This window comes from Gordonia sp. LMA484 (assembly GCF_058129505.1).
The window spans coordinates 3366967-3391901 of record NZ_CM176700.1; the positions used below are offsets into that span (position 1 = coordinate 3366967).

At 67.9% G+C, this 24935-nt stretch carries 21 protein-coding genes and 1 riboswitch; of the genes, 11 read left to right on the forward strand and 10 right to left on the reverse strand.

Annotation, left to right across the window (positions count from 1 at the left end; all coding sequences use genetic code 11):
* Positions 1 to 6: 6 nt before the first annotated feature.
* Complete coding sequence (locus tag AC4AMJ_RS14815; RefSeq protein WP_489913006.1) at positions 7 to 237, reverse strand: CbtB domain-containing protein; 231 nt, start codon at positions 235 to 237, stop codon at positions 7 to 9.
* Positions 238 to 281: 44 nt separating this feature from the next.
* A riboswitch (cobalamin riboswitch) is annotated at positions 282 to 409 on the reverse strand.
* Positions 410 to 446: 37 nt separating this feature from the next.
* On the opposite strand from AC4AMJ_RS14815, the gene AC4AMJ_RS14820 reads away from it, so the two are divergent.
* A complete protein-coding gene (locus tag AC4AMJ_RS14820) occupies positions 447 to 5057 on the forward strand; it encodes an ATP-dependent helicase (RefSeq protein ID WP_489918439.1) in 4611 nt (1536 codons plus the stop codon).
* On the forward strand, positions 5050 to 5847 hold the full coding sequence (locus tag AC4AMJ_RS14825) for a DNA-formamidopyrimidine glycosylase family protein (protein WP_489913008.1): 798 nt from the start codon (positions 5050 to 5052) through the stop codon (positions 5845 to 5847). Before AC4AMJ_RS14820 ends, AC4AMJ_RS14825 begins: the two co-directional genes overlap by 8 nt.
* A gap of 68 nt (positions 5848 to 5915) precedes the next feature.
* Here AC4AMJ_RS14825 and AC4AMJ_RS14830 read toward each other — a convergent pair whose 3' ends face one another.
* Together AC4AMJ_RS14830 and glpD are read right to left on the reverse strand one after the other, a co-directional pair.
* The gene (locus AC4AMJ_RS14830; protein WP_489900419.1) at positions 5916 to 6338 is read right to left on the reverse strand and encodes a pyridoxamine 5'-phosphate oxidase family protein; all 423 of its coding nucleotides are present in this window, start codon (positions 6336 to 6338) and stop codon (positions 5916 to 5918) included.
* 836 nt (positions 6339 to 7174) lie between these two features.
* Entirely contained in the window at positions 7175 to 8917 is a 1743-nt protein-coding gene (gene glpD / locus AC4AMJ_RS14835; RefSeq protein ID WP_489913010.1) for a glycerol-3-phosphate dehydrogenase, read from the reverse strand.
* 54 nt (positions 8918 to 8971) lie between these two features.
* On the opposite strand from glpD, the gene glpK reads away from it, so the two are divergent.
* Positions 8972 to 10480: a glycerol kinase GlpK gene (gene glpK / locus AC4AMJ_RS14840; protein WP_489900417.1), complete on the forward strand. Its 1509-nt coding sequence runs from the start codon at positions 8972 to 8974 to the stop codon at positions 10478 to 10480.
* Positions 10481 to 10499: 19 nt separating this feature from the next.
* On the opposite strand, the gene AC4AMJ_RS14845 is transcribed toward glpK, so the two are convergent.
* Positions 10500 to 11903, reverse strand: a complete 1404-nt coding sequence (locus tag AC4AMJ_RS14845; RefSeq protein WP_489900416.1) for an NAD(P)H-quinone dehydrogenase — start codon at positions 11901 to 11903, stop codon at positions 10500 to 10502.
* 167 nt (positions 11904 to 12070) lie between these two features.
* On the opposite strand from AC4AMJ_RS14845, the gene AC4AMJ_RS14850 reads away from it, so the two are divergent.
* Complete coding sequence (locus AC4AMJ_RS14850) at positions 12071 to 12553, forward strand: gamma-glutamylcyclotransferase family protein (RefSeq protein WP_489900415.1); 483 nt, start codon at positions 12071 to 12073, stop codon at positions 12551 to 12553.
* 13 nt (positions 12554 to 12566) lie between these two features.
* On the opposite strand, the gene AC4AMJ_RS14855 is transcribed toward AC4AMJ_RS14850, so the two are convergent.
* A complete protein-coding gene (locus tag AC4AMJ_RS14855; RefSeq protein WP_489900414.1) occupies positions 12567 to 13760 on the reverse strand; it encodes an amidohydrolase in 1194 nt (397 codons plus the stop codon).
* A gap of 10 nt (positions 13761 to 13770) precedes the next feature.
* Positions 13771 to 14469: an enoyl-CoA hydratase/isomerase family protein gene (locus AC4AMJ_RS14860; protein ID WP_489900413.1), complete on the reverse strand. Its 699-nt coding sequence runs from the start codon at positions 14467 to 14469 to the stop codon at positions 13771 to 13773.
* Positions 14470 to 14505: 36 nt separating this feature from the next.
* On the opposite strand from AC4AMJ_RS14860, the gene AC4AMJ_RS14865 reads away from it, so the two are divergent.
* The 3 genes from AC4AMJ_RS14865 to AC4AMJ_RS14875 are packed head-to-tail and all read left to right on the forward strand — an operon-like array spanning position 14506 to position 17749.
* A complete protein-coding gene (locus tag AC4AMJ_RS14865; protein ID WP_489900412.1) occupies positions 14506 to 15309 on the forward strand; it encodes a purine-nucleoside phosphorylase in 804 nt (267 codons plus the stop codon).
* A 20-nt stretch (positions 15310 to 15329) separates the two neighbouring features.
* Positions 15330 to 16943: a phospho-sugar mutase gene (locus tag AC4AMJ_RS14870; protein ID WP_489900411.1), complete on the forward strand. Its 1614-nt coding sequence runs from the start codon at positions 15330 to 15332 to the stop codon at positions 16941 to 16943.
* 14 nt (positions 16944 to 16957) lie between these two features.
* On the forward strand, positions 16958 to 17749 hold the full coding sequence (locus AC4AMJ_RS14875; RefSeq protein WP_489900410.1) for an ABC transporter ATP-binding protein: 792 nt from the start codon (positions 16958 to 16960) through the stop codon (positions 17747 to 17749).
* A gap of 39 nt (positions 17750 to 17788) precedes the next feature.
* Here AC4AMJ_RS14875 and upp read toward each other — a convergent pair whose 3' ends face one another.
* The gene (gene upp, locus AC4AMJ_RS14880; RefSeq protein WP_489900409.1) at positions 17789 to 18412 is read right to left on the reverse strand and encodes a uracil phosphoribosyltransferase; all 624 of its coding nucleotides are present in this window, start codon (positions 18410 to 18412) and stop codon (positions 17789 to 17791) included.
* Between the two features lie 49 nt (positions 18413 to 18461).
* Here upp and AC4AMJ_RS14885 point away from each other — a divergent pair, with 49 nt between their 5' ends.
* From AC4AMJ_RS14885 to AC4AMJ_RS14895, 3 genes are all read left to right on the forward strand, one after another.
* The gene (locus AC4AMJ_RS14885) at positions 18462 to 18788 is read left to right on the forward strand and encodes a type VII secretion target (protein WP_489913013.1); all 327 of its coding nucleotides are present in this window, start codon (positions 18462 to 18464) and stop codon (positions 18786 to 18788) included.
* Positions 18788 to 19723, forward strand: a complete 936-nt coding sequence (locus tag AC4AMJ_RS14890) for a C40 family peptidase (protein WP_489918440.1) — start codon at positions 18788 to 18790, stop codon at positions 19721 to 19723. The genes AC4AMJ_RS14885 and AC4AMJ_RS14890 overlap by 1 nt, the downstream gene beginning before the upstream one ends.
* 111 nt (positions 19724 to 19834) lie before the next feature.
* Positions 19835 to 21136 (forward strand): primosomal protein, encoded by a 1302-nt coding sequence (locus tag AC4AMJ_RS14895; RefSeq protein WP_489913015.1) that lies wholly within the window; start codon positions 19835 to 19837, stop codon positions 21134 to 21136.
* A 259-nt stretch (positions 21137 to 21395) separates the two neighbouring features.
* Here AC4AMJ_RS14895 and AC4AMJ_RS14900 read toward each other — a convergent pair whose 3' ends face one another.
* The 3 genes from AC4AMJ_RS14900 to AC4AMJ_RS14910 are packed head-to-tail and all read right to left on the reverse strand — an operon-like array spanning position 21396 to position 24297.
* On the reverse strand, positions 21396 to 22559 hold the full coding sequence (locus tag AC4AMJ_RS14900) for an adenosine deaminase (RefSeq protein WP_489913017.1): 1164 nt from the start codon (positions 22557 to 22559) through the stop codon (positions 21396 to 21398).
* Complete coding sequence (locus tag AC4AMJ_RS14905; protein WP_489913019.1) at positions 22556 to 23899, reverse strand: thymidine phosphorylase; 1344 nt, start codon at positions 23897 to 23899, stop codon at positions 22556 to 22558. The genes AC4AMJ_RS14900 and AC4AMJ_RS14905 overlap by 4 nt, the downstream gene beginning before the upstream one ends.
* Positions 23896 to 24297 carry a cytidine deaminase gene (locus AC4AMJ_RS14910; RefSeq protein WP_489913021.1) on the reverse strand — a complete coding sequence of 134 codons (402 nt, stop codon included), beginning with the start codon at positions 24295 to 24297 and terminating at the stop codon, positions 23896 to 23898. Before AC4AMJ_RS14910 ends, AC4AMJ_RS14905 begins: the two co-directional genes overlap by 4 nt.
* 224 nt (positions 24298 to 24521) lie before the next feature.
* On the opposite strand from AC4AMJ_RS14910, the gene sdhC reads away from it, so the two are divergent.
* Positions 24522 to 24929 (forward strand): succinate dehydrogenase, cytochrome b556 subunit, encoded by a 408-nt coding sequence (gene sdhC / locus AC4AMJ_RS14915; RefSeq protein ID WP_489913023.1) that lies wholly within the window; start codon positions 24522 to 24524, stop codon positions 24927 to 24929.
* The last annotated feature ends 6 nt before the right edge of the window (positions 24930 to 24935 follow it).

Sequence of the window (24935 nt, forward strand, 5' to 3'; positions counted from 1 at the left end):
TGTCGATCAGTGGCAGGGGAAACCGAGGAAGTGCCGCGCGTCGTGCACGAATTCGTGCACGTGGGTGTCGGACCCGAACACCGAGACGGCACCCTGGTCGTACCCGAGGAAGTAATAGGCAAGTGCGGCGAGCAGCACGGTGAGGCTCAGCCACACGGCTGCGCTCGCGACCGAGAGATTCGGAACGGCCAGCGTGCGGGCTCTGCTGGTCGCCGTCGCTTGGGTGGAAACGGTCATCGTCTGTCGGGTCCTTCCCGGGATCTCGCGTCCCGTATGCGGCTGAAATGAACTCCCACCAGGGCGGCATTCTGGCTCTCGGCACCCACCTGGTCGGTGACGCACGATCACAGCGGCGCGACCGCTCCGGATTCTCGCCGGATTCCCCGCGCACTGGTGTGCGTTGACTGTACCCGAGCATGTCGGTGGCGTAGGGGATGATGGATTTTGTGCCCCGGAAGGCCTCTGTACTCGACCGCTTCACCGCCCCCACCCGGCGGTGGTTCAGTGGCGCCTTCGAGGAGCCGACCGCCGCCCAGATCGGCGCATGGACCTCGATCGCCGACGGGGACAACACGTTGGTCATCGCGCCCACCGGGTCGGGCAAGACCCTCTCGGCATTTCTTTGGGCTCTCGACCGGCTGGCCACCGACACCGATCGCCGCCACGGCACCCGGGTCCTCTACATCTCCCCGCTCAAGGCCCTCGCGGTCGACGTCGAGCGCAACCTGCGGGCGCCGCTCACGGGCATCACCAGAGCCGCGCAGGAGCTGAACCTGCCGGAGCCGAACATCACCGTCGGCGTCCGGTCCGGAGACACGGCACCCGCGCAGCGGCGCTCGCTCGTCAAAACCCCGCCGGACATCCTGATCACCACCCCGGAGTCGCTGTATCTGATGCTGACGTCGGCGGCACGCGAGACGTTGACCGACGTGGACGTGGTGATCGTCGACGAGGTGCACGCAGTCGCCGCCACCAAACGCGGCACGCATCTCGCGTTGACCCTCGAGCGGCTCGACGAATTGCTCGAGAAGCCCGCGCAGCGCATCGGTCTGTCCGCGACCGTCAGACCCCCGGAGGTCGTCGCCGGCTTCCTCAGCGGGGCCGCGCCGTGCCGGGTGGTCAAGCCGACGGCGACCAAGACATTCGACCTCCGGGTCGACGTACCGGTCGAGGACATGGCCAACATCCCGCCATCCGATTCGGCCGCGGCCGACGATCTCGACGACGCGTTCTCCCCCATCGCCGGGTCGTTGTGGCCCTACGTCGAGTCGTCGATCGTCGATTTGATCGAGAAGAACCGCGCGACGATCGTGTTCGCCAATTCACGGCGACTCGCGGAGCGACTGACCGCGCGCCTCAACGAGATCCATGCCGAACGCACCTCCGGGGCACCGGCCCCGGTCACCCGCAACCCTACGGTCGCCGGGGGCGCACCGGCCTTCGTGATGGCCAGCGGGGCCAGTTCGGGTGCCGAACCCACACTCGCCCGCGCCCACCACGGGTCGGTCAGCAAGGAGCAGCGGGCACAGATCGAGGACGACCTGAAATCCGGTCGACTGGCATGCGTGGTGGCGACCAGCTCACTGGAACTCGGTATCGACATGGGAGCAGTCGATCTCGTCATCCAGGTGGAGGCGCCGCCGTCGGTGGCGAACGGGCTGCAGCGGATCGGGCGCGCCGGCCATCAGGTCGGCGAGATATCCCAGGGCGTGCTCTTCCCCAAGCACCGCACCGACCTCATCCACTGCACGGTGACCGTGGAGCGGATGCTCGATGGTGCGATCGAGGAACTGCGGGTGCCGCAGAACCCGCTCGACATCCTCGCGCAGCAGACGATCGCCGCAGCGGCGATCGACGAGCTCGACGTCGACCAGTGGTTCGACGTCGTGCGTCGTGCGGCGCCGTACCGCGAACTGGGCCGGCAGGTGTTCGAGGCCACCCTCGACCTCATCTCGGGACGGTTCCCGTCCGACGAGTTCGCCGAGCTGCGTCCGCGCGTCACCTGGGACCGGGACAGCGGGACGTTGGTCGGACGCCGGGGTGCACAACGACTCGCCGTCACCTCCGGTGGATCGATCCCCGATCGGGGGCTCTTCGGTGTGTTCATGGTCGGCGAGAAGTCCACCCGCGTGGGCGAACTCGACGAAGAGATGGTCTACGAGTCGCGGGTCGGCGATGTCTTCGCACTCGGCGCAACCAGTTGGCGTATCGAGGACATCACCCACGACCGGGTTCTGGTCTCCCCCGCCTACGGCCAGCCCGGTCGACTGCCGTTCTGGATCGGCGACACCGTCGGGCGACCCGCCGAGCTGGGTGCGGCCATCGGGAAGTTCACCGGCGCGGTCGCCGACCCGGAGATCCTGGCCGGACATGCCGAACGACTCGGACTCACCGATTTCGCGCAACAGAACCTGTCCGCGCTCATCGCCGAGCAGCGCGAGGCCACCGGTCATCTTCCCACCGACCGCACCCTCGTCGTCGAACGGTTCCGCGACGAGTTGGGCGACTGGCGACTCATCCTGCACTCCCCCTACGGCTTACGTGTGCACGCGCCGTGGGCCAGCGCCATTTCCGCCCGGTTGCAGGAGACACTGGGCATCGAGGGCGCGACCACCGCATCCGACGACGGCATCATCGTCCGGCTCCCGGACACCGACGACGAGCCTCCCGGCGCCGCGGTGTTCGTGATCGAGCCGGACACGATCGAGCAGATGGTCACCGACGCGCTCGCCGACTCGGCGATGTTCGCGTCGCGCTTCCGTGAATGTGCCGCCCGCGCCCTGTTGTTGCCGCGCCGGGACCCGGGTCGTCGTGCACCGCTCTGGCAACAGCGGCAGCGCAGTGCCCAGCTGCTGTCGGTGGCCTCCAAATTCCCCGACTTCCCGATCGTCCTGGAAGCGGTGCGGGAGTGCCTCCAGGATGTTTATGATCTGCCGGCTCTCATCGACCTGCTCACCCGGATCCGACAGCGCCGCATCCGGATCGTGGAGACCGAGACGGCGAGTCCCTCCCCCTTCGCCGCATCCATGCTGTTCGGTTACGTGGGTGCGTTCATGTACGCCGACGACGCCCCACTCGCCGAACGCCGGGCGGCGGCCCTGTCCCTGGACACCAGCCTGCTGGCCCAGTTGTTGGGCCGGGTCGATCTCCGTGAGTTGCTCGACCCGGCGGTCATCGCCGACGTCACAGCCCGTCTGCAGCGACTCGCTCCCGAGCGGCAGGCCCGCGACGCCGAGGACATCGTCGATCTGCTGCGATGGTTGGGCGCGCTGAGTACCGATGAGGTGATCGATCGGTATCGCGGTGACGGACCGGCACTGGCACTTCTGACCGAGTTGCATCGCAGCGGACAGATCATCTCGATCAACCACGGCGGACGAGCACTCTGGGCCTCGGTGGACGACACCGCCCGCCTGCGCGACGCACTGGGCGTGCCCGCGCCACTGGGCATCCCGGCCGCCTATCTCGAGCCCGTCCCCGATCCGGTCGGCGACCTCGTCGGCCGATATGCACGTACGCACGGACCGTTCACCGTTGCCGAGGCGGCCGAATCGGTGGGCATGGCGGTCGGCGTGGTCCGTGACACGCTGATCCGTCTGGCGTCCGACCGGAGGGTCGTGGAGGGCGATTTCCTGCCCGATGCCGACTCCGGGGACCGCCGCGGTGTGACGCAATGGTGTCACGCCGATGTCCTCGGCCAGATCCGGCGTGGTTCGCTGGCCGCCAGTCGCGCCGAGGTCGCCCCGGTGGGCACCGATGTGCTGGCCCGTTTCGTGACCTCATGGCAGCACGCCGCCGCCGACGACATGGTGAGTGGTGTGGACGGTGTGGCCACGGTCATCGACCAGCTCGCCGGCTATCCGTTGCCGGCGTCCGCCTGGGAATCACTGATCCTGCCTGCACGGATCACCGATTACACGCCCACCATGCTCGACGAGCTGCTGAGCTCCGGCGAGGTGATCTGGTCCGGGCACGGTCGCATCGGCGGGTCGGACGGCTGGATCGCCTTCCACCCGGCGGATATCGCGCCTCTCACGCTGCCCGCACCCGACGAGATCGACACCACCGCAGTGCACTCGCGGGTGCACGAGACCCTGGCGCCGGGCGGCGCCCTGCGCTTCACCCAGTTGTCGGACGCGGTCGAGATCGAGGTCACTGCGGCCGACCTCGAATCCGCGGTCTGGGACCTCGTCTGGGCCGGACAGGTCAGCAACGACTCGTTCGCGCCGGTCCGCGCCCTACTCGCCCCACGACGTGCCACGTCGACGACGAGATCCGCACCGGCACACCGATCCCGCGGCCGTGCACCGCGGCTTCGGGCACAACGACTGTCCACCCGCTATCTGGCCGAACACGGCGCAGGCCGACCGGTCGCCCCCACCGCGGGTGGCAGGTGGTTCCACCTGGACCGCGCCGAGGCCGAACCCACCGTGACCACCCAGATCCTCTGCGAGCAGTTGCTCGCCCGCTATGGCGTGATCACCCGCGGAAGTGTCGCAGCCGAGGACGTCGTCGGCGGGTTCGCTCGGATCTACAAGGCCCTCAACGTGTTCGAAGACAACGGACACGTACGACGCGGCTATTACGTCGACAGCCTGGGCGGTGCCCAGTTCGCGTCCACGTCGACGGTCGACGATCTGCGCCGTCACGCGCTCGTCGATCGTCGGTCGAAGGATTCGGCAATCGTGCTCGCCGCAACCGATCCGGCCAACCCCTACGGTGCGGCCCTGGAATGGCCGGCCGCACTCGCGGCCGACGGCGGTCACCGGCCGGGGCGCAAGCCCGGCGCACTGGTGGTACTGGTCGACGGGGTGCTGGTCGTCTTCGTCGAGCGCGGCGGCAAGACTGTCCTCACCTTCACCGACACCCCAGCGCAGCTGGAAGCCGCCGCCGGAGCGTTGGCGTCACTGGTCCGCAGCGGTCGGGTATCCAGGCTGATGATCGACCAGGTGGACTCGCAACCATCGCTGGCGTCCGACTTCGGGCGGACTCTCGTCGGCGCCGGCTTCGCGACGACACCGCGGGGAATCCGGCTCCGCTACGGACAGCATGCCTGAAGGCGACACCGTCTTCGCGACCGCGGCCCGGCTGCGGGCAGCACTCGCGGGACGCGAGTTGGAGCACTCCCAGTTCCGCGTGCCCTCACTGGCGACCGTCGACCTCGCCGGTCGTCGGGTGACGTCGGTGCGCTCGCGTGGGAAACATCTCCTCATCGACGTCGGCGGGCCCGACGACCAACACCCCGACGTCGGCACGCTGAGTGTCCACTCACACCTGAAGATGGAGGGCGCCTGGCATGTCCATCGGTTGGGGACACGGTGGCGGCGGCCGGGATTCCAGGCGCGGGTGGTGCTCCGGACCGCCGAGCACGAGGCGGTCGGATTCGAGCTCGGCATCCTGGAACTGCTGGCGGATCCCGACGCCGCGCTCGCCTATCTGGGTCCTGACCTGCTCGGCGAGGGCTGGACACCGGGCGAGGCGGTCCGTCGGATCGAGGCGTGTCCGGACGAACAGATCGGGATGGCCCTGCTCGACCAGCGGTTGATGGCCGGCGTCGGCAACGTGTACCGCAGCGAGATCTGTTTTCTTCGTGGTGTTCTGCCGACACGACCGGTGTCCGACGTCGATGTCGTGGGGATCGTCGAGCTCAGCCGGCGTCTGCTGTGGGCCAACCGGAACCGCTCCGCACGGACGACGACCGGCGCGACGGCTCCGAACGCGCGGATGTGGGTCTACGGTCGGCGCGGGCAATGGTGCCGCAGATGTAATACGCCGGTCGAGCGAGGGACTCTCGGCTCGACCGGCGAAGATCGCGTGATCTACTTCTGTCCGCGGTGTCAGACATGACGCAGGTCGCGATGGCAGGCCCCGGGGCGACGCGATACCCGCCCCCGATTAGCGTGACGTGACGGCCGCTAGACCGGGTACCGTTCCGGCTCTGGACCGAACAGAAACCGCCGACCGCTGATCTCGGAAACCGAGATCTCCACGTAGTTGTACTTCATCGTGGGAATCCACGGACGCAAGGGCAACTCGTCGGCAGCTGCGATGTCATGCATCGAGACAAGAACGCGTGCAACACCTTTCGCGACAACACTCCACCCGCTCTCGTCGGTGTGGTCATCGGCCTCGAACGCGACGTTTCCGTTGACCGCGATCTCGGCGAGTTTGGTGCCCTCGCCCGTGCGGATGACGATCCGTCCCTCACCGGCGTGGAAGTTCACCGGGAATATGTCAGGGAAACCATTGACACTCAGCGCTATTCGTCCGAGCTCAGTAGTTCCGAGAAGTTCCCAGGCCTCGTCGCTGGTGAGGTCTTGCACCCTGTTGTCGACCATGATCTGTCCTTCTGCCATAACTGATTCTCCCGCCACCGCACCAGCCCCACCAGTGCCAAAGGTCCCGAACTCGGTGTGGATGCGTCACCACCCGTTCCCCGCAACCTCGCCAGGAACGACCGAAGCGTTACCACCCGAACCTCCGAGCCTGCGAGGATGCGTCACCAACCGAAACCTCCGAGCCTGCGAGGATGCGTCACCACCAGCTCCCTGAGGAGCCTCCGAGCTTGCGAGGATGCGTCACGAAGGGCCCTTCGTGACGCTCGCAAGCTCGCTCCTCAGGGACCGGGTGGTGACGCCAGGCTCGCTCCTCAGGGACCGGGTGGTGACGCCAGGCTCGCTCCTCAGGGACCGGGTGGTGACGCCAGGCTCGCTCCTCAGGGACTGGGGGGGTGACGCTCGCAAACTCGCTCCTCAGGGACCGATGACAAACTCCGCACACCGGCCAACAGCAACCACCCGACCCACCAGCCGCCCCGGAAAGACCCAAAACACGCCCACCACCCGCTCCCTGAGGAGCCTCCGAGCCTGCGAGGATGCGTCACGAAGGGCCCTTCGTGACGCTCGCAAGCTCGCTCCTCAGGGACCGGGTGGTGACGCCAAGCTCGCTCCTCAGGGACCGGGTGGTGACGCCAAGCTCGCTCCTCAGGGACCGGGTGGTGACGCCAAGCTCGCTCCTCAGGGACCGGGTGGTGACGCCAAGCTCGCTCCTCAGGGACCGGGGGGTGACGCTCGCAAGCTCGCTCCTCAGGGACCGGGTGATGACGCTCGCAAACTCGCTCCTCAGGGACCGTGTCTCAAGAACCGAGGCAACCTCACCCGACCCCTGAACAGCATCACTCCGGTACCGGCACGGGCTCCAGGATCTCCGGTCGCGCCTCCGGCGCGGCGGCGCGCAGCGCGTCGGCGGAGTCATCGTCGGGTTGTTGCTGTGAGGCGATCTCGGCCTCGACGCGAGCCACATAGGTGGCCACCTCGAAGGCCGTCTGCTCAGGCGTCCAACCCAGGATCGGGGCAAGCAGATCGGCGACCTCCTGTGCGCAATCCACGCCGCGATGGGGATACTCGATGGCGATCCGGGTCCGGCGGGCGAGGACATCCTCGAGGTGCAGCGCCGCCTCGTCGATCGCCGCATACAAGACCTCGACGCGGAGGTACTGCGGGGCCGCGGCGAGTGGCCGCAGCAGCGAAGGGTCGTTGTCGGCGTAGTAGAGGACGTCGTCGATCAGCGAACCGTAACGATTGAGCAGTCGTCGAATCCGGTACGGATGCAAGCCGAATCGGCGTCCGAGATGTTCACACTGGTTGATCAGTGCGAAGTATCCGTCGGCACCGAGCAGGGGCACGCGCTCGGTGATCGACGAAGCCACGCGGGTCGGGATGAAATCGGTGCAGGCGTCCACCGCGTCGGCGGCCATCACCCGGTAGGTGGTGTACTTCCCGCCGGCAATAGACACCAGCCCGGGCGCGACGGTGGCGACGGCGTGCTCGCGCGACAGTTTCGACGTCTCGTCATCCTCGCCCGCGAGCAGGGGCCGCAGTCCGGCGTAAACGCCTTCGATGTCATTGTGGGTCAGCTTGGTGACCAGTACCTCGTTGACCCGCTCGAGGATGTAGTCGATGTCGGCACGGGTGGCCGCCGGGTGCGCGAGGTCGAGATTCCAGTCGGTGTCGGTGGTGCCGATGATCCAGTGTGTCTCCCACGGGATCACGAACAGCACCGAGTTCGTGGTGCGCAGGATGATCGCGGTCTCACTGACGATGCGGTCCCGCGGCACCACGATGTGGACACCCTTGGAGGCGCGAACCTTGAAGTGTCCGCGCTGCTTCGACAGCGCCTGTACCTCGTCGGTCCAGACCCCGGCCGCGTTGATCACGCAGTGGGCGCGAATCTCGGCGGTTTCACCGTTCTCCGTGTCGCGAACACGCACGCCCAGAACGCGGTCCGCCTCCCGGAGGAAGCCGATCACCTGCGTGGAAGTGCGGATCACCGCACCATAGTTCGCGGCGGTGCGGGCAACAGTGAGGCTGTGTCGCGCGTCGTCGACGACGGTGTCGTAGTAGCGGATTCCACCGATCAGCGAGTTGCGCTTCAGCGCCGGTGCCACCCGGAGAGCCCCGGATCGGGTCACATGCTTCTGTCCCGGAACCGATTTCGCTCCGCCCATCTGGTCGTACAGGAAGATGCCGGCCGCCACGTACGGACGCTCCCACACGCGTCGGGTGAGCGGGTACAGGAAGGGCAACGGTTTGACCAGATGCGGCGCCAGCAGGCGCAACGAGAGTTCTCGTTCTCGGAGAGCCTCCCGCACCAGGCCGAACTCGAGCTGCTCGAGATAGCGAAGCCCACCGTGGAACATCTTCGACGATCGGCTCGACGTGCCGGACGCGATGTCGCGGGCCTCGACCAACGCGACACGCAGGCCGCGGGTCGCGGCATCCAGCGCGGCACCAACTCCCACCACCCCGCCGCCGATGACCACGACGTCGAACTGTTCACTGCCCAGCCGCCGCCACGCCTCGGCACGGTAGAGCGGACCCATATCCGCTGGTCGATCCGGGTTGAACTCGGTGTTCATGGTTGCCGAGCCTAATTGATCTCACGCGATGCCACCGCGTGCGACACTGGCCGCGTGGGTAGTGCAAGCACATATGTCGCGGCCATCGACCAGGGCACCACCTCCACGCGGGCGATGATCTTCGATCGCGGCGGACGGGTGGTCAGCAGTGAACAGATCGAACACCGGCAGATATTTCCCCAGGCAGGATGGGTGGAACACGATGCGGCCGAGATCTGGCGCAACACCCGGCGGGTGACCGCGGCTGCCCTCGCCTCGGCCGATCTGAGCCACGATGACATCGCGGCCTGCGGCCTCACCAACCAACGTGAGACAACTCTCATCTGGGACCGGGAGACCGGCGTGCCCATTCACAACGCCGTCGTCTGGCAGGACACCCGAACCAACGATCTGTGCACCGATCTCGCCGGGGACGTCGGCGCCGATCGCTACCGGGACCGCACCGGACTGCCGCTGTCGACGTACTTCGCCGGACCCAAGATCCGCTGGCTCCTCGACCACGTCGACGGCGCCCGGCAACGCGCGGAAGCCGGTGAACTCTGTTTCGGCACAATGGATTCGTGGATGGTCTGGAACATGACCGGCGGCCCCGACGGTGGACGTCATCTCACGGACGTCACCAACGCGTCGCGCACGATGCTGATGGACCTGCGCACCCTGGCCTGGGACGCGCAGATCTGCGCGGAGATGGGCGTCCCGATGGCAATGCTGCCCGAGATCCGCAGTTCGTCGGAGGTCTACGGTCCGTTGCGCGAACACGGGTCACTGCCGGGGGTGCCGCTGGCGGGCATTCTCGGCGATCAGCAGGCGGCGACGTTCGGGCAGGCCTGTCTGCGCCCCGGCGAAGCCAAGAACACCTACGGGACGGGCAACTTCCTGCTGCTGAACACGGGTACCGAACCGGTGTTCAGCGAGCACGGCCTGCTGACCACCGTGTGCTATCGCATCGGCGATCAACCGGCCCGCTACGCGCTCGAGGGATCGATCGCCGTCACCGGTTCGCTGGTGCACTGGCTGCGCGACAACCTCGGCCTGTTCGCCCACACGGCGGAGATCGAGTCGTTGGCCGCGACCGTCGACGACAACGGCGGCGCCTATTTCGTCCCAGCATTCTCCGGGCTGTTCGCGCCGCGGTGGCGCCCCGACGCCCGCGGCGTCATCGTGGGCCTGACCCGATTCGTCAACAAGGGCCACCTCGCACGAGCCGCTCTGGAGGCCAGTGCCTTTCAGACACGTGAGGTGATCGAGGCGATGCAGGCGGACTCCGGAGTCGAGTTGTCCACCCTGAAGGTCGACGGCGGGATGGTCGTCAACGACCTCCTGATGCAGTTCCAGGCCGACATCCTCGACGTCCCCGTTGTTCGGCCGGTCGTCAGTGAGACGACGGCACTGGGCGCCGCCTACGCCGCCGGCCTGGCGGTCGGATACTGGGAGTCCGAGGACGAGATCCGCGAGAACTGGGCCGAGGACAAGCGCTGGGACCCGCGGATGGATTCCACGACCCGAGAGCGCCTCTACGCCGACTGGAACCGGGCCGTCGAGCACAGCCTCGACCTCGCCTGACCCTCCGCCCGGACGGGAGTCAGTCCAGGTCGTCGTGACGCACCAGCTGACGCGCCGCCTCGGTCACCGAGCCCGACAGTGAGGGATACACCGAGAACGTCTGCGCGAGATCGGACACCGTCAGCTTGTTCTGCACCGCCAGCGCGATCGGCAGGATGAGTTCCGAGGCGGTCGGCGCGACCACCACACCGCCGATGACCACGCCGGTCGCCGGGCGGCAGAAGATCTTCACGAACCCACGACGCAGGCCGCTCATCTTGGCCCGCGGATTCGTGGCCAGGGGCAGCATGACGGTGCGTGCCGGGTACTCACCGTTGTCGATGGCCTTCTGGGACACCCCGACAGTGGCGATCTCCGGACGGGTGAAGATTGCGGACGCAACGGTTTTCAGCTTGATCGGGCTCACCCCCTCACCGAGAGAGTGGTACATGGCGATGCGGCCCTGCATCGCCGCGACCGACGCCAGCGGCAGCAGGCCACTGCAGTCGCCGGCCGCGTAGATACCCGGCACCGACGTCCGCGAGACCCGGTCGACGGTGATGTAGCCGGCCCGGTCGACCTCGACGCCCGCCCGGTCGAGTCCCAGATCGGCGGTGTTGGGGACGGAGCCCACTGTCATCAGCACATGCGACCCGGTCACGGTGCGGCCATCGGTCAGATGCGCCGTCACCGAATCCCCCTGCCGCTCAACCTTGTCGGCCCGCGCGTGCTTGATGAGTTCGACGCCCCGCTCGGCCAGTGCGTCCTCGAGCACCAAGGCGGCGTCCTCGTCCTCACCCGGCAGCACCCGGTCGCGGCTCGACACCAATGTCACCCGGACGCCCAGTTCGGTGTAGGCGTGGACGAACTCGGCGCCCGTCACGCCGGAACCGATGACGACGAGATGCTCGGGGAGTTCTTCGAGGTCGTAGAGCTGCCGCCAGGTGAGGATGCGTTCGCCATCCGGCTGCGCGTCGGGCAGCACGCGGGGAGAGGCACCTGTGGCGATCAGCACGACATCGCCCTCGTAGCGTTGCGTCGATCCGTCGTCGAGATGCGCGATCACGCCGTGCGTGGACACACCGATCTGCCTGGCATCGAGTTCGGCGCGGCCGGAGACAAGCTTCACACCCTCGCTGATCAGTCGCGAGCGGATGTCGGCGGACTGGGCGAAGGCGAGATCGCGAACGCGCTGGTGGATCTGCGGCAGTGTGACCAACGCGGCGTCGGTGCTCAGGTTGATGCCCAGGTCGACGGCCTTGCGGACCTCGGTGCGGATGCCGGTCGACGCGATGAACGTCTTCGACGGCACACAGTCCCAGAGCACACACGCCCCGCCGACGCCGTCGGAGTCGACAATCGTGATGTCCGCGCCGTAGGCAGCCGCGGCCAACGCCGCCTCGTAACCCGCGGGCCCTCCGCCGATGATCACGATCTTGGTCACTTGTGAGTCCTCTCGTCATCCTCGGCCGAACTCGGTCATTCGGCCGTTTTCTTGCTCCGGGCAGCGGGCAGGTCGCCCTCCAACCTAGTCCCCGGGCCGTTTGTCCGACGCGCGGACGGGGCGGGCCCAGCTTTCGCGCCGCGCGCCGACCATCTAGGCTTTCGCCCGTGCCGATATATGCCGCCTACGGTTCCAACATGCATCCCGAGCAGATGGCCGAGCGTGCACCGCACTCCCCCATGTCGGGCACCGGCTGGTTGCACGGCTGGCGGCTGACGTTCGGTGGCGGCGACATCGGCTGGGAGGGTTCGCTCGCGACGGTCACCGAGGACCGCGACAACCCGGATGCCAAGGTCTTCGTGGTGCTCTACGACGTGACTCCCGAGGACGAGGAGAACCTGGACCGCTGGGAGGGTTCCGAACTCGGCATCCACGTGAAGATCCGGGCACGGGTCGACACCGCCGATGGCGCGGTGCTCGCCTGGCTGTACGTCCTCGACGCCTACGAAGGCGGTCTGCCGTCGGCGCGCTACCTCGGGGTGATGGCCGAGGCGGCCGAGATCGCCGGTGCGCCCTCGGAGTACGTCCAGGACCTCCGCCTGCGCGAATCACGCAATGTGGGTCCGGGTCCGGGGCCGGTCGAACCCTGATCGCGGCCCCGGCTCAGCCGCCCGCCAGGGCGATCCCCGCCAGGGTCCGTACTCCGACCTCGAGCGCACGTTCGTCGAGGTCGAAATTCGGTTGATGCAGGTCGACGTGTGGTGCGATACCGTCCCAGACCCCGAGTCGACCCATCGCGCCCGGCACATGCTCGAGGTACCACGAGAAGTCCTCGCCGCCCGGCGACTGCGGGGTCTCCGCGACCGCATTCGGCCCGATCTCGGCGACGGCCGCGGTCATCGTGGCGATCGCCAGCTCGTCGTTGACCACCGGCGGGACACCCCGGAAGTACGACAGGTCGTACCGGACCCCGAGCGGGGCGAGCAGCTCGCCGATCACGCTGCGGACCAGGGGTTCGAGTTCGGCCCAGGTTCCGTGGTCGCCGGTCCGGACCGTTCCGCGCAGTCGTCCCTCCTGCGGAATCGCGTTGGGCGCGCTGCCCGCGTGGGCGGCCCCCCACACCATGACCGTTCCCGACCGCGGATCCAGGCGCCGCGAGAGGATTCCGGGCAGACCGGTGATGACCGAGCCCATCGCATAGACAAGGTCGCCGGTCAGATGCGGGCGCGACGTGTGCCCACCCGCCGAGTGCAACTGCAGGTCGATGTGATCGGCGGCCGACGTCAACGGACCGGCGCGCAGCCCGACCGAGCCCACCGGGAGCTTCGGGTCACAGTGCAGCGCGAAGATCCGGCCGACACCGCCCATCACACCGGCCGCCACCGCGTCGAGGGCTCCGCCGGGCATCACCTCCTCGGCGGGCTGGAAGATCAGCCGCACACCGATCGGCAGCTGCTCGACCGACGCCAGCAGTTTGGCGACCCCGATGAGGATCGCGGTGTGCGCGTCGTGGCCGCAGGAGTGGGAGACGCCCTCGACGGTCGAGCTGAACGCGAGGCCGGTGTGTTCGGTTACCGGTAGCGCGTCCATGTCCGCTCGCAGAGCGATCCTCGGCTGTTCGTCGGGACCGAGATCACACACCACACCGGTCCCGAGCGGCAGCCGGCGCGGCTGCAGGCCTGCCGCGATCAGTTCCGCCATCACCAATTCCGTGGTGTTGATCTCCTGACGCGACAATTCCGGGTGCGCGTGGATCTGACGGCGCCACCGCACCACATCCGATCCGTGCGCCGCCCACCACTCGTCGATGACGCCACGCGGCGCCAGGGGCTGGACTCCGGGTTCGCTCACCGCCATCGGAGTGCCCTCACAGGACCGTCGGCGGCGTCGGGGTGGCCAGGTCGACCATCAGCGGCTGCCGCAGCCCACGTTTGATCTGGCCGAGGTTGGGGCCCGCCAGCGGAGCACGCTCGGCCGCCACTGCACGGGCCCGGTCGAGCAGAGACGCGGCGTCGACGGCCTCGTCGACGATCCCGGCCGCCACCGCATCGTCGGCGCCGTACCGCTTCGAGGTCAGCATCGCCTCGGTCGCCGTGACGTCGGTGAGCCGGGTGCGGAGCAACGTGCTCATCCCCCGGGTGAACGGCATCCCGAGCGCTGCCTCCGGCAACGACCAGAATCCACGCTCGGTGCGCATCACCCGATGGTCTGCGCACAGGGCGAGCATCGCGCCCGCACCGAAGGCGTGTCCGTTGATCGCCGCCACCGTCGGCACCGGCAGGGTGAGCAGCTTCACATACAGCGCGTGCACCCGATCGAGATACCGCGGCAGCCCACTGGCATTGCCCGCGATGTAGTCGGTGTCGAGGCCATTGGTGAAGAACTTGCCGGTCGCGGTGATGACCAGTGGCGTGGTCGGTTCCGCTGCGACACGGTCGAGGATCTCGTCGACCTCGGCGATCCATTCGAGCCGGAACCGGTTGTCCGGATTGGCCTCATCGAGCTCGGCACCCTCGGTGCCCAGGTAGAGCTCGGTGACATCGCCTACAGAACGGAGAAATGGCATGTAGCGACCTTATCGCCGGGCATTAGGGTTGGGCCCATGGACCCCACCGCCGACGCCGACGCCGCCGCCATCGCCGCCGCTGCGACCATCTCCGCCGAGACCGATTGCGCCGCCCACGACGTCGCGGTGGTCCTCGGGTCCGGCTGGGCGCCGGCCGCCGCCGCGTTCGGCACCCCGATCGCCAGTGTGCCGATGGCCGCCATTCCCGGCTTTCTCCCTCCGCAGGCGGCGGGCCACGGCGGCGTCGCGCATTCGGTCCACATCGGCGATCGGCGGGTGCTGATCCTGCTCGGGCGGATCCACGCCTACGAAGGACACCATCTGGCCCGGGTGGTCCATCCGGTCCGCACCGCCGCCGCGGCCGGGGCCCACACGATCGTCCTGACCAACGCGGCCGGCGGGCTGCGCGACGACATGGCGGTCGGGCAGCCGATACTGATCTCCGATCATCTCAATCTCACCGCGCGCTCGCCGCTGGTCGGGGCGCAGTTCGTGGACCTCGTCGACGCCTACTCCCCCCGATTGCGCGACATCGCGCGACGCACCGACCCGTCATTGGCCGAGGGCGTGTACGCAGGTCTGCCCGGACCGCACTACGAGACACCCGCCGAGATCCGCATGCTGCGCACCCTCGGGGCCGACCTCGTCGGCATGTCGACGGTCCACGAGACGATCGCGGCTCGCGCGGCCGGACTCGACGTCCTGGGCATCTCGCTGGTCACGAACCTCGCCGCCGGGATCACCGGCGAACCGCTCAGCCACACCGAGGTACTCGACGTCGGGCGCGCCTCGGCGACCCGGATGGGTGAGTTGCTCGCGTCCATCATCGCCGAGCTCTGACCTCTCCGAGCCCCGACGACATGACCACAGATCCCACGGCGTGGATCGCGGCCGACCCCGATCCGCATACCCGGTCCGAACTCTCCGGGCTCGACCCCACCCGACTCGCCGAACGATTCGCCGACACCCTGCATTTCGGGACCGCGGGCCTGCGCGGCCGGGTGCGCGGCGGTCCGAACGGCATGAACGTCGCGGTCGTCACCCGCGCCACCGCCGGCCTCGGACGTTGGCTCGCCGACCATGGATTCCGCGGTGGCACAGTCGTCGTCGGCCGTGACGCCCGGCACGGCTCCGCTCAGTTCGCGGCGGCTACGGCCGAAGTCCTCGCGGCACAGGGGTTCGACGTCGTCAGGCTGCCCGGCGCGACGCCGACCCCGATGATCGCCTTCGCGTGCCGTGACCTCGGCGCCGTCGCCGCGGTGGCGGTCACGGCCTCGCACAACCCGCCGGCCGACAACGGCTACAAGGTGTATCTCACCGGCGGTGCGCAGCTCGTGCCGCCCGCCGACCGCGAGATCGAGCGCCTGATCGCGGCGGCTCCCCCCGCGAACACCATTCCGCGAACAGGCGTGGTGCCCGGGGGGCGCGCTTCCGACAACACCGGCCGGTACCTCGACCGGTTGTCCGAGCGGTTCGGGCGGGTGCCGTCGTCGTCGGTCCGGATCGCGTTGACCCCGATGCACGGGGTGGGTGGCGCACCGGCCGTCGCCGCCCTGCGCGGCGCCGGCTTCGACGACATCCACGTCGTCGAGGAACAGTTCGTCCCCGACCCCGACTTTCCCACGGTGCCCTTTCCCAACCCCGAGGAGCCCGGCGCGGCCGACCGGTTGCTCGCGCTGGCCGACCGTGTCGCCGCCGACGTCGCGATCGCCCTGGACCCCGACGCCGACCGATGCGCCATCGGTACCCGGGTGCACGGCGTGTGGCGCATGCTCACCGGAGACGAGACCGGAGCGCTGCTCGGGAAGTTCCTGCTGGCGTCGACCCACATCGAGAACCCCGTCGTCGCGAGCACAATCGTCTCCGGATCGCTGCTGGGCTGCGTGGCCGCCGCGGCCGGTGCGGTCCACGTGCGGACCCTGACCGGCTTCAAATGGCTGGTCCGCGCGGGTGAGCCGCTGGTGTACGCGTACGAAGAGGCCATCGGCCACTGCGTCGACCCGTCCGCCGTTCGGGACAAGGACGGGATCAGCGCCGCCGTCGTGGCGGCGGCGCTGACCCACCGGTGCCGGGCGGGCGGCACCGATCTGTCGGCAGCGCTCGACGATCTCGCACTCGAACACGGGGTCCACGTCACCACCGCGCACTCGGTGCGCGTCACCGACCTCGGCCGGATCAGCCGGATCATGGATGAGTTGCGATCCTCTCCACCCCGGTCGATCGCCGGCATCTCGGTGGACACAGAGGATTTCGCCGTCCGCACCGACAGTCTGCGCACCGACGGGGTGCAACTGTCCGGCCGCTCGGCGGACGGCATGATCGACCTGCGGGTGATGGCACGTCCGTCGGGCACCGAGCCGAAGCTCAAGTACTACGTGGAGGTAGTGGCGCCGCCGGGGCGGCTCGACATCGCCGCGACCACCGGCGATCTGCACGAGCTGGCGCAGCGGGTGATCGACGAACTGCCGCACTGACTACGGTGGTCCGCGTGCACACGGTTTCCCACGCGATCCTGGCGGCATCGAACATCGACGTCATCCGCGGTGGACGTCCGCTGCTCCGCGACGTCAGCCTGCGGGTCGAGCCGGGCCAGCACTGGGCCCTGCTCGGCCCGAACGGCGCCGGGAAGTCCACGCTGATGACGATCCTCGGTGCTCGCGGCCACCCCACCAACGGGACCGTCGACGTGCTCGGTAAACGCCTCGGACGGGTCGACATGCGTGAGTTGCGCACGCACATCGGACATGTCGATCCCCGCTGGCGCATCGACCTCCCGCTCACCGCCCATGAGGTCGTGTTGACGGGCCTGACGAACACCCCCGAACTCGACCGTCGCCACGTTTACACGGCCGACGAGCATCGACATGCGGACGAACTGCTCGATCTGCTCGGGATGACCGCCCGTCGGGATTCGGTGTGGCCGGTGATGAGTCAGGGCGAACGGGGTCGGACCCTGATCGCGCGGGCGTTGATGCCACGACCCGCACTGTTGCTGCTCGACGAGCCGGCGACCGGGCTCGATCTCGCCGCTCGCGAGAAACTGCTGACCGGTATCGACCAGCTACGGTCCGATGTCCCCGACCTGGCCAGCGTCTTGGTCACCCATCACCTCGAGGATCTCCCGGCCAGCACCAGCCACGCGATGTTGCTGCGCGACGGTGAGACGATCGCGTCCGGACTGGTCGACGACACACTCACCTCGACCAGCATCAGCACCTGCTTCGAACATGATGTGGTGGTCCGCCGTGCCGCAGGCCGCTGGGCGGCGGTCGCCGCCTGAGGGTCGAGGACACCCGTTGCGTTCGACAGCCCGAATCGGTCAGCGCGGTCCGAACTGACGGTCACCGGCGTCGCCGAGGCCCGGGACGATGTAGGAGACATCGTTGAGGCCCTCGTCGACCGCCGCGACGACCAGCCGGACCGGGTGGCCCGAGGACCGCAACGCCTCGACCCCCTCGGGCGCGGCGACGACGCACACCGCGGTGATGTCGGTGGCGTGACGGGCGACGAGCAACTCGATGGTGTGCAGCATCGAGCCGCCGGTCGCGAGCATCGGGTCCAGCACGAAGACCGGCAGGTGTGACAGATCGTCGGGCAGCGACTCCAGGTAGGGCACCGGCTTCGCCGTCGTCTCGTCGCGGGCGACGCCGACGAATCCCACATGTGCCTCCGGCACCATCGCATGCGCCTGTTCCACCATGCCGAGGCCGGCCCGCAACACCGGAACCAGCAGCGGCGGCGTCGCCAGCCGCGAACCGTCGAATCCGGTCAGTGGTGTCTCGATCGCGACCGTCTCGGTCGGTGCCTTCGCCAGTGCCTCGTAGACCAGCATCTGCGTCAGATCCGAGAGTGCGGCGCGAAATGCGGCGTTGTCGGTGGTCTTGTCGCGCATCGTGGTCAGGCGAGCGGCAGCCAACGGGTGATCGACGATCTGTACCTGCATGCCAATAGATTAAGTGGAACCGGACTGCGGAGCGTGACGTCAGAGATACATGACCGAGGTAACCGCCCACTCTCCCGCACTCATCGCGTACGCGCGCGGCCAGCAAGCAGCTGCCGACGACGTCGGTGCGCACGCCACGCGCCATCGCGGCACGATCGGCGAACTCCTCACGACCTTCGGGGTCATCGGTGCCGACTTCCTCGCCGCCACCGCATATGTCCTCGATGAACGGGCGGACGGTCTGGATGCCCTCGCCGCCCGACACGCCGGACAGAACCAACGAACCCGGGCCGCGGCGAACCGATACGGTCAGGCCGACGATGCGGGCGCGGCAGAACTGACGTCGGCGGCAACCGACCTGAGGCTGCGACTGTGATGCTGACGGTCGAGGTCCTCATCGGACCACTGCGCATCATGCTCACGGCACTCGGTACCGGGGTTCTGCCACCCGAGAACCCAGCCGATCGGTTGCGCAGCGCCGCACCCGAACTCGAACGAATCCGGCAACGGTCCGCGACCGGGACCAACCAGGTGGCGCAGTCCTGGCGCGGGTCCGGCGCCGACGGCGCGATCGGCAACGCAGCGCGCACTCACCGCGCGATCGCGACCATCACCGACGACAGTGTCGCGATCGCGGCGCTGATCGAAGGGGCAGGGGCGAAGGTCAAGGTCGCGGCAGACCAGCTCACCACCCTGATCAACTCGTTCGAGCGTGCTGCCGCCGCACTCGGGCCGACGCTGTTCACCCCTCAGGGAGTGGCGATGATCCTGCCGGTGGCGCTCGAGCACGTGCAGCGGGGACTACAGATCGTCGCGCGCACCCAGTCCGACCTCCGGGCGGATACCGACAGGATGATGGCCCTCAACCGCCATCGGGCACCGGCGACCGTCGACGACCAGGCCGCCATCAACGGCCCGGGTGGAGTCGCGGTCCGCCTGCCGGACGGTTCGCTCGCCTACGCCCCGGACGAACGGGCCGCGACGGCTGTCCGTGCCGCGCTGAGTCAGCGCGGCGTCCCGTACGTATGGGGTGGGACCACCCCGGAGGGCTTCGACTGCAGTGGTCTCACGCAGTGGGCCTACCGCCAGGCCGGGGTGGAGTTGCCCCGCCTGGCCCAGGACCAGGATGCCGCGGGCATCCCGGTCGAACAGGCCGACCTCGCGCCCGGTGACCTGGCCGTCTGGGACGGACACGTCGCGATGTACGCGGGCAACGGGCAACTGATCGAGGCCGGCGACCCGGTGCAGGTCTCGCCGCTGCGCACCACCAACGCCGGGCAGGGTTTCCAGGGCTTCTTCCGGCCACGCTGATCTCGGCCGATGATCTCCGCGAGCGGCGCGGACCTCGAACTCCCGTCGTTCACCAAGAGGTCGCGGGGCCGCTACCGGAGTTCACAGGTCGGATCAGTACGCTGTGTCCTCATGGCCGGAGACATCGTCCCCATCGAGCTCGGACTCACCGACGGAAACAGCTTCACCCTCTGGGCACCCCGGTGGCGTGAAGGTGACGACGAATGGGAGGCCTTCCTCGGCCTCGACGAAGATCTCTACGTCTTCCCCGGGGTCGCCGAGCTCGCCGCGTTCATCCGCAACGACGACGACAACGACCTTGTCGATCATCCGGCGTGGGCGACGGTCGCCGGGCTGCAGGCCGATGAACTGGTTCCCGACGACAAGCACACCTACGACCTGATCGGTGTGCCCGAGCTGGCCGCCGAGGATCCCACACCCGAGGTCATCGCCGAGCTCGAGGATGCACTCGAGATCGTGCGCATCCTGGGCGAGGTCTGCGAGCTCATCGTCATCACCAAGTTCTTCAACGGCAACCCCATCCTGGGCGCCGTCACCACCGGCACCCGCAACTTCGTCGGCCGCGAGGGTGTGGACCTCTGGGTCCGGATCGGCCGCCTCATCGCCAAGCACTGGGACGATGTGATCGATGCGATCGACGACGTCATCAGCACCCCGGCCGTGGATGCCGCCGCGGTCGCCGCAGCCGAGGCCGAGCTCGAGGCAGCCGCTTCGGCCGAGGACGAGGACGAGCCCATCGACGACGATCTCGACCTCGTCGAGGGCAACGCCGACGCCGAAGAGGAGGACGAGGACGACGATGCCTCGGATGAGGACTCTGCGGGTGACGAACTCGACGAGGACTCCGATGAGATCGACGACGACGATTTCTGGGCCGGAGTCGGCATCGACCCGATCCGGATCGTCACCGGCACCGGCGAATACCTCTCTCTGCGCTGCTATCTCGGCGACGACCCGGTCTTCCTGGGCGCCGACGGCAAGATCTTCGTGTTCACCTCGGCGCGGTCATTGAGCAGATTCCTGGCCGACGCCACCGACCACGATCTGGTCGACGTGTCGACATTCGACGATGTCCGTACCGCCGCCACCGACGGCTCACTCGAGTTCGACGTCATCGACGACAACGTCTACGTTCTCCCCGGCCTCGCCGATGACATCGCGGACGGTCCGCGGCGGATGGACCGTGACCAGCTCGACCTGGCGGTCGAACTCCTCACCGATGCCGCCGACTACGCTGACGACGACTCCGTCAGCGAGGCACTCGGGTCGACGACCCCGCTCGGCTGGTTCGTCGACTACGCGATCAACCCGGATCCCAAGCGGATGGCTCCGAGCCCCCCTTTCGACAACGAGTCGGAAGCCTGGCGCGCGCTCATCCACGACTTCGAGAACCGGCTGGTCAAGAAGTCCTGAGCGGGTTGCGTCCCGGGCGAAGCGTCACGAGGGGTGGCCCTTCGTGACGCTCGCAAGCTCGCTCCTCAGGGAGCGGATGGTGACGCTCGGAAGCTCGCTCCTCAGGGAGCGGGCGGTGAGGCTCGCTCCCCAAGAGCAGGTGGTGACACTCGCTCCCCAAGAGCAGGTGGTGACACTCGCTCCCCGAGAGCAGGTGGTGAAGTCCACACGCTCGCCCCTACGAAGCAGGTGACGTCCGCACGGGCGCAGGTTGCGACACTCACCCCAGCAACACCGCATACCCGGGTTTGATCACGTCGTCGATCAGTGCCAGCCGCTCGTCGAAGTGGATGAACGCCGACTTCATCGCGTTGACCGTGAAGCGTTCGAAATCCGCCCAGCCATAACCGAACTGCTGGGAGAGTCGATAGAACTCCTTACTCATGGTGGTGTCGCTCATGAGCCGGTTGTCGGTGTTGACCGTCACCCGAAACCTAAGTCGCGCAAGCACATTGAACGGATGGTCGGCCATCGAGGCCACCGCACCGGTCTGCACGTTGGAACTGGGGCACAGTTCGAGCGGAATGCGGTTGTCCCGCACAAGACTCGCTATCTGGCCGAGCTCGGCACCCTCGAAGAGCTCCGCGGTCAGATCCGCCCCCTCGGGCAGCACGATGTCGTCGATCACCCGAACACCGTGGCCCAATCGGTCGGTGCCGCAGAAGGCCAGCGCCTCGTGGATCGACGGCAACCCGAACGCCTCGCCCGCGTGAATGGTGAAATGCGCATTGTTGGCCCGCATGAACTCGAAAGCATCGAGATGCCGCGTCGGCGGATGGCCGGCCTCCGCGCCGGCGATGTCGAAGCCCACCACGCCGTTGTCGCGGAAACGCACCGCCAGCTCGGCGATCTCGCGTGAGCGTGCGGCGTGGCGCATCGCCGTCACCAGACAGCGCACCATGATCGGCCGGCCCTGGGCCGCGGCCTGCGTCTCGCCTTCGGCAAAACCCGCCAATACGGCCTCGACCACCTCATCGAGCGTCATCCCCAGCTCCAGGTGCTGCTCGGGTGCGTACCGGATCTCGGCGTACACCACCCCGTCTGCAGCCAGGTCCTCGACACATTCGCGTGCCACCCGAGCGAGCGCCGATGGCGTCTGCATCACCGCGACGGTGTGCGCGAACGTCTCCAGGTAGCGCTCGAGGGTGCCACTGTCGGCCGCATCGCGAAACCAGTGCGCGAGATCCTCTGCGTTGTTGGCGGGCAACTCGGTGTATCCCACCTCGTTGGCGAGTTCGAGCACCGTGCTCGGCCGCAATCCACCATCGAGATGATCGTGGAGCAGCACCTTCGGAGCGAGCGAGATGTTCGGGAGGTCCAGCGGCCGTCCGGGGCCGGGTTCAGCGTGGCCACCGGCCGGGGAATGGGCTTCGACGGTCGTCATGCACCGACGGTAACGCGGTCGAGGACCAGAGGCGTCCGCTTCACCGGCGCATCACCGATCGCGACCGCCCCGGCCAGCGCGGCGCGGGCCCCGCTGAAGCGTTCGGGAGTGCCGGTGTGCAGCGTGAACAGCGGCGCACCGGCGTTCACATGGTCGCCCGGCTTGGCGTGCAACGCGACACCGGCCTCGGCCTGCACCGACTCGCCCGGCACAGCGCGTCCGGCGCCCAGCCGCCACGCCGCCAGGCCGACCGCCATCGCATCGAGGCGCTCGACGACACCGGTCTGGGCGGCCGCGATCGTCTCGGTGTGGCGTGCCCGAGGGAGCGGCGCGTCGGGATCGCCGCCCTGCGCGGAGATCATCGCGCGCCAGGCATCCATGGCCTTCCCGTTGGCCAGGTTCACCGCGGGGTCGGCATCGTGGAGGCCGCCTGCTTCGAGCATCTCTCGGGCCAGCGCGAGGGTCAGTTCGACGACATCGTCGGGGCCCCCACCGGCCAGCACCTCCACCGACTCGGCCACCTCCAGCGCATTGCCTGCGGTGAGCCCGAGCGGGGTGCTCATGTCGGTGAGCAGGGCCCGTGTGCGCACTCCGGCCGCCTCCCCCAGCCAGACCATGGTCTCGGCGAGCTCGCGACCCTCCGCCTCGGACTTGAGGAAGGCACCCGACCCGAACTTGACGTCCAGGACCAGTGCGCCGGTTCCCTCGGCGATCTTCTTGCTCATGATCGAACTCGCGACCAGCGGGATCGACTCCACCGTGCCGGTGACATCGCGCAGCGCATACAGCTTGCGGTCGGCCGGGGCCAGATCGCCGCCTGCGGCACACACCACCGCTCCGACGCGTTCGAGCTGGGCCACCATGTCGGCGCCCGACACGTCGGCTCGCCAGCCCGGGATCGATTCGAGCTTGTCCAGGGTGCCGCCGGTGTGTCCGAGGCCACGCCCGGACAGCTGCGGTACCGCCAGCCCATGAGAAGCGACCAGCGGAGCCAGCGGCAGGGTGATCTTGTCGCCGACGCCCCCGGTCGAATGCTTGTCGACGGTGGTCATCGGTCGTCCGTCACGGCGAAGGCCGGAGAAATCCATCCGACCGCCGCTGGCGATCATCGCCTGCGTCCAACGCGCCGTCTCACGACGATTCATCCCGCGGAGGAAGATCGCCATCAGCAGCGCCGACATCTGCTCGTCGGCCACCCTCTCGGCACGGGAATCGACATGCGTGTACCGATCGATGACCCACGCGATCTGCGCATCGGACAGTTCCCCACCGTCGCGTTTGGTGGCGATCACCGAAATCGTGTCGATCACCGCGTCGTCGTCGAGGTCGGATGCGCTCATCGGGCGGCCTCCAGGTCATCGGGGCCGAATGCGTCGGGCAGGAGCACGCCCAGCGTCGTCGGACCCTGTGGATGGTCCACCGCGAGTCCGGCTCCCCCGTGTTCGAGCAGCACCTGCCGACACCTGCCACACGGCATCAGGACTTCTCCCCGGGCGTCACACACCGAGACCGCGACCAGTCGCCGACCACCGGTACCGATCAGGTGGGCGACCAGTGCGACCTCGGCGCAGATGCCGAGCCCGTATGAGACATTTTCCACATTGCAACCGAGGACCACACGCCCATCGTCGACGAGTCCGGCCGCCCCCACACCGAACCCGGAGTAGGGAGCATAGGCTCGGCCGACGATCGACTTTGCGTTGTCCCGCAACAGATCCCAGTCAATTTCGGCAGCCAAGACGAGCTCCTCACTCTTCGGTACGGGCGAACAAGATGCGACCCCGACAGCCCTCCAAGAATTGGTAAGGCAAACCTAAGTCCAGATGGGTTGTCGCCCAAATCTGTTCGGGTAATTTATGCCCGGGCTCAGCATAGGTTTAAAGTCTCTTGCATGGGTCCACGGCCGAGCCTGATAATGCCGACTCGGCACATCCATCGACGCTGTTGGAGGCCAATTTCCCGATGAGCACCCCGACCGAGGTAGCACCAGAGCCGGTGCGCAAGCGCTCCCTTTATCGAGGCGACCCAGGAATGTGGTCATGGGTGTTGCATCGCATCACCGGTGTCACCATCTTCTTCTTCCTTTTCGTCCATGTCCTGGACACGGCGGTCATCCGCATCGATCCGAACAAGTACTCCGAGGTCATCGAGACCTACAAGACACCGATCATCGGCCTGATGGAGATCGCACTGGTCGCGTGCGTGCTCTATCACGCGTTCAACGGTGTGCGGATCATCCTGGTCGACTTCTGGTCCAAGGGCGCGAAGTACCAGCGGCAGATGCTGTGGGTGATCCTGACGCTGTTCGTGATCGTTTTCGGCGCAGGCGCGATCCGTCTGCTGCAGATCCTGATCAACAACTCGTTCTAGGAGGCA

Bases quoted from the DNA above. Each gene is read 5' to 3' on its own strand.
- AC4AMJ_RS14815 (WP_489913006.1), bottom strand. From the start codon at position 237: ATGACCGTTTCCACCCAAGCGACGGCGACCAGCAGAGCCCGCACGCTG.
- AC4AMJ_RS14825 (WP_489913008.1), top strand. From the start codon at position 5,050: ATGCCTGAAGGCGACACCGTCTTCGCGACCGCGGCCCGGCTGCGGGCA.
- AC4AMJ_RS14830 (WP_489900419.1), bottom strand. From the start codon at position 6,338: ATGGTCGACAACAGGGTGCAAGACCTCACCAGCGACGAGGCCTGGGAA.
- glpD (WP_489913010.1), bottom strand. From the start codon at position 8,917: ATGAACACCGAGTTCAACCCGGATCGACCAGCGGATATGGGTCCGCTC.
- AC4AMJ_RS14855 (WP_489900414.1), bottom strand. From the start codon at position 13,760: ATGGCGGTGAGCGAACCCGGAGTCCAGCCCCTGGCGCCGCGTGGCGTC.
- AC4AMJ_RS14860 (WP_489900413.1), bottom strand. From the start codon at position 14,469: ATGCCATTTCTCCGTTCTGTAGGCGATGTCACCGAGCTCTACCTGGGC.
- AC4AMJ_RS14865 (WP_489900412.1), top strand. From the start codon at position 14,506: ATGGACCCCACCGCCGACGCCGACGCCGCCGCCATCGCCGCCGCTGCG.
- AC4AMJ_RS14870 (WP_489900411.1), top strand. From the start codon at position 15,330: ATGACCACAGATCCCACGGCGTGGATCGCGGCCGACCCCGATCCGCAT.
- upp (WP_489900409.1), bottom strand. From the start codon at position 18,412: ATGCAGGTACAGATCGTCGATCACCCGTTGGCTGCCGCTCGCCTGACC.
- AC4AMJ_RS14885 (WP_489913013.1), top strand. From the start codon at position 18,462: ATGACCGAGGTAACCGCCCACTCTCCCGCACTCATCGCGTACGCGCGC.
- AC4AMJ_RS14890 (WP_489918440.1), top strand. From the start codon at position 18,788: ATGCTGACGGTCGAGGTCCTCATCGGACCACTGCGCATCATGCTCACG.
- AC4AMJ_RS14895 (WP_489913015.1), top strand. From the start codon at position 19,835: ATGGCCGGAGACATCGTCCCCATCGAGCTCGGACTCACCGACGGAAAC.
- AC4AMJ_RS14900 (WP_489913017.1), bottom strand. From the start codon at position 22,559: ATGACGACCGTCGAAGCCCATTCCCCGGCCGGTGGCCACGCTGAACCC.
- AC4AMJ_RS14905 (WP_489913019.1), bottom strand. From the start codon at position 23,899: ATGAGCGCATCCGACCTCGACGACGACGCGGTGATCGACACGATTTCG.
- sdhC (WP_489913023.1), top strand. From the start codon at position 24,522: ATGAGCACCCCGACCGAGGTAGCACCAGAGCCGGTGCGCAAGCGCTCC.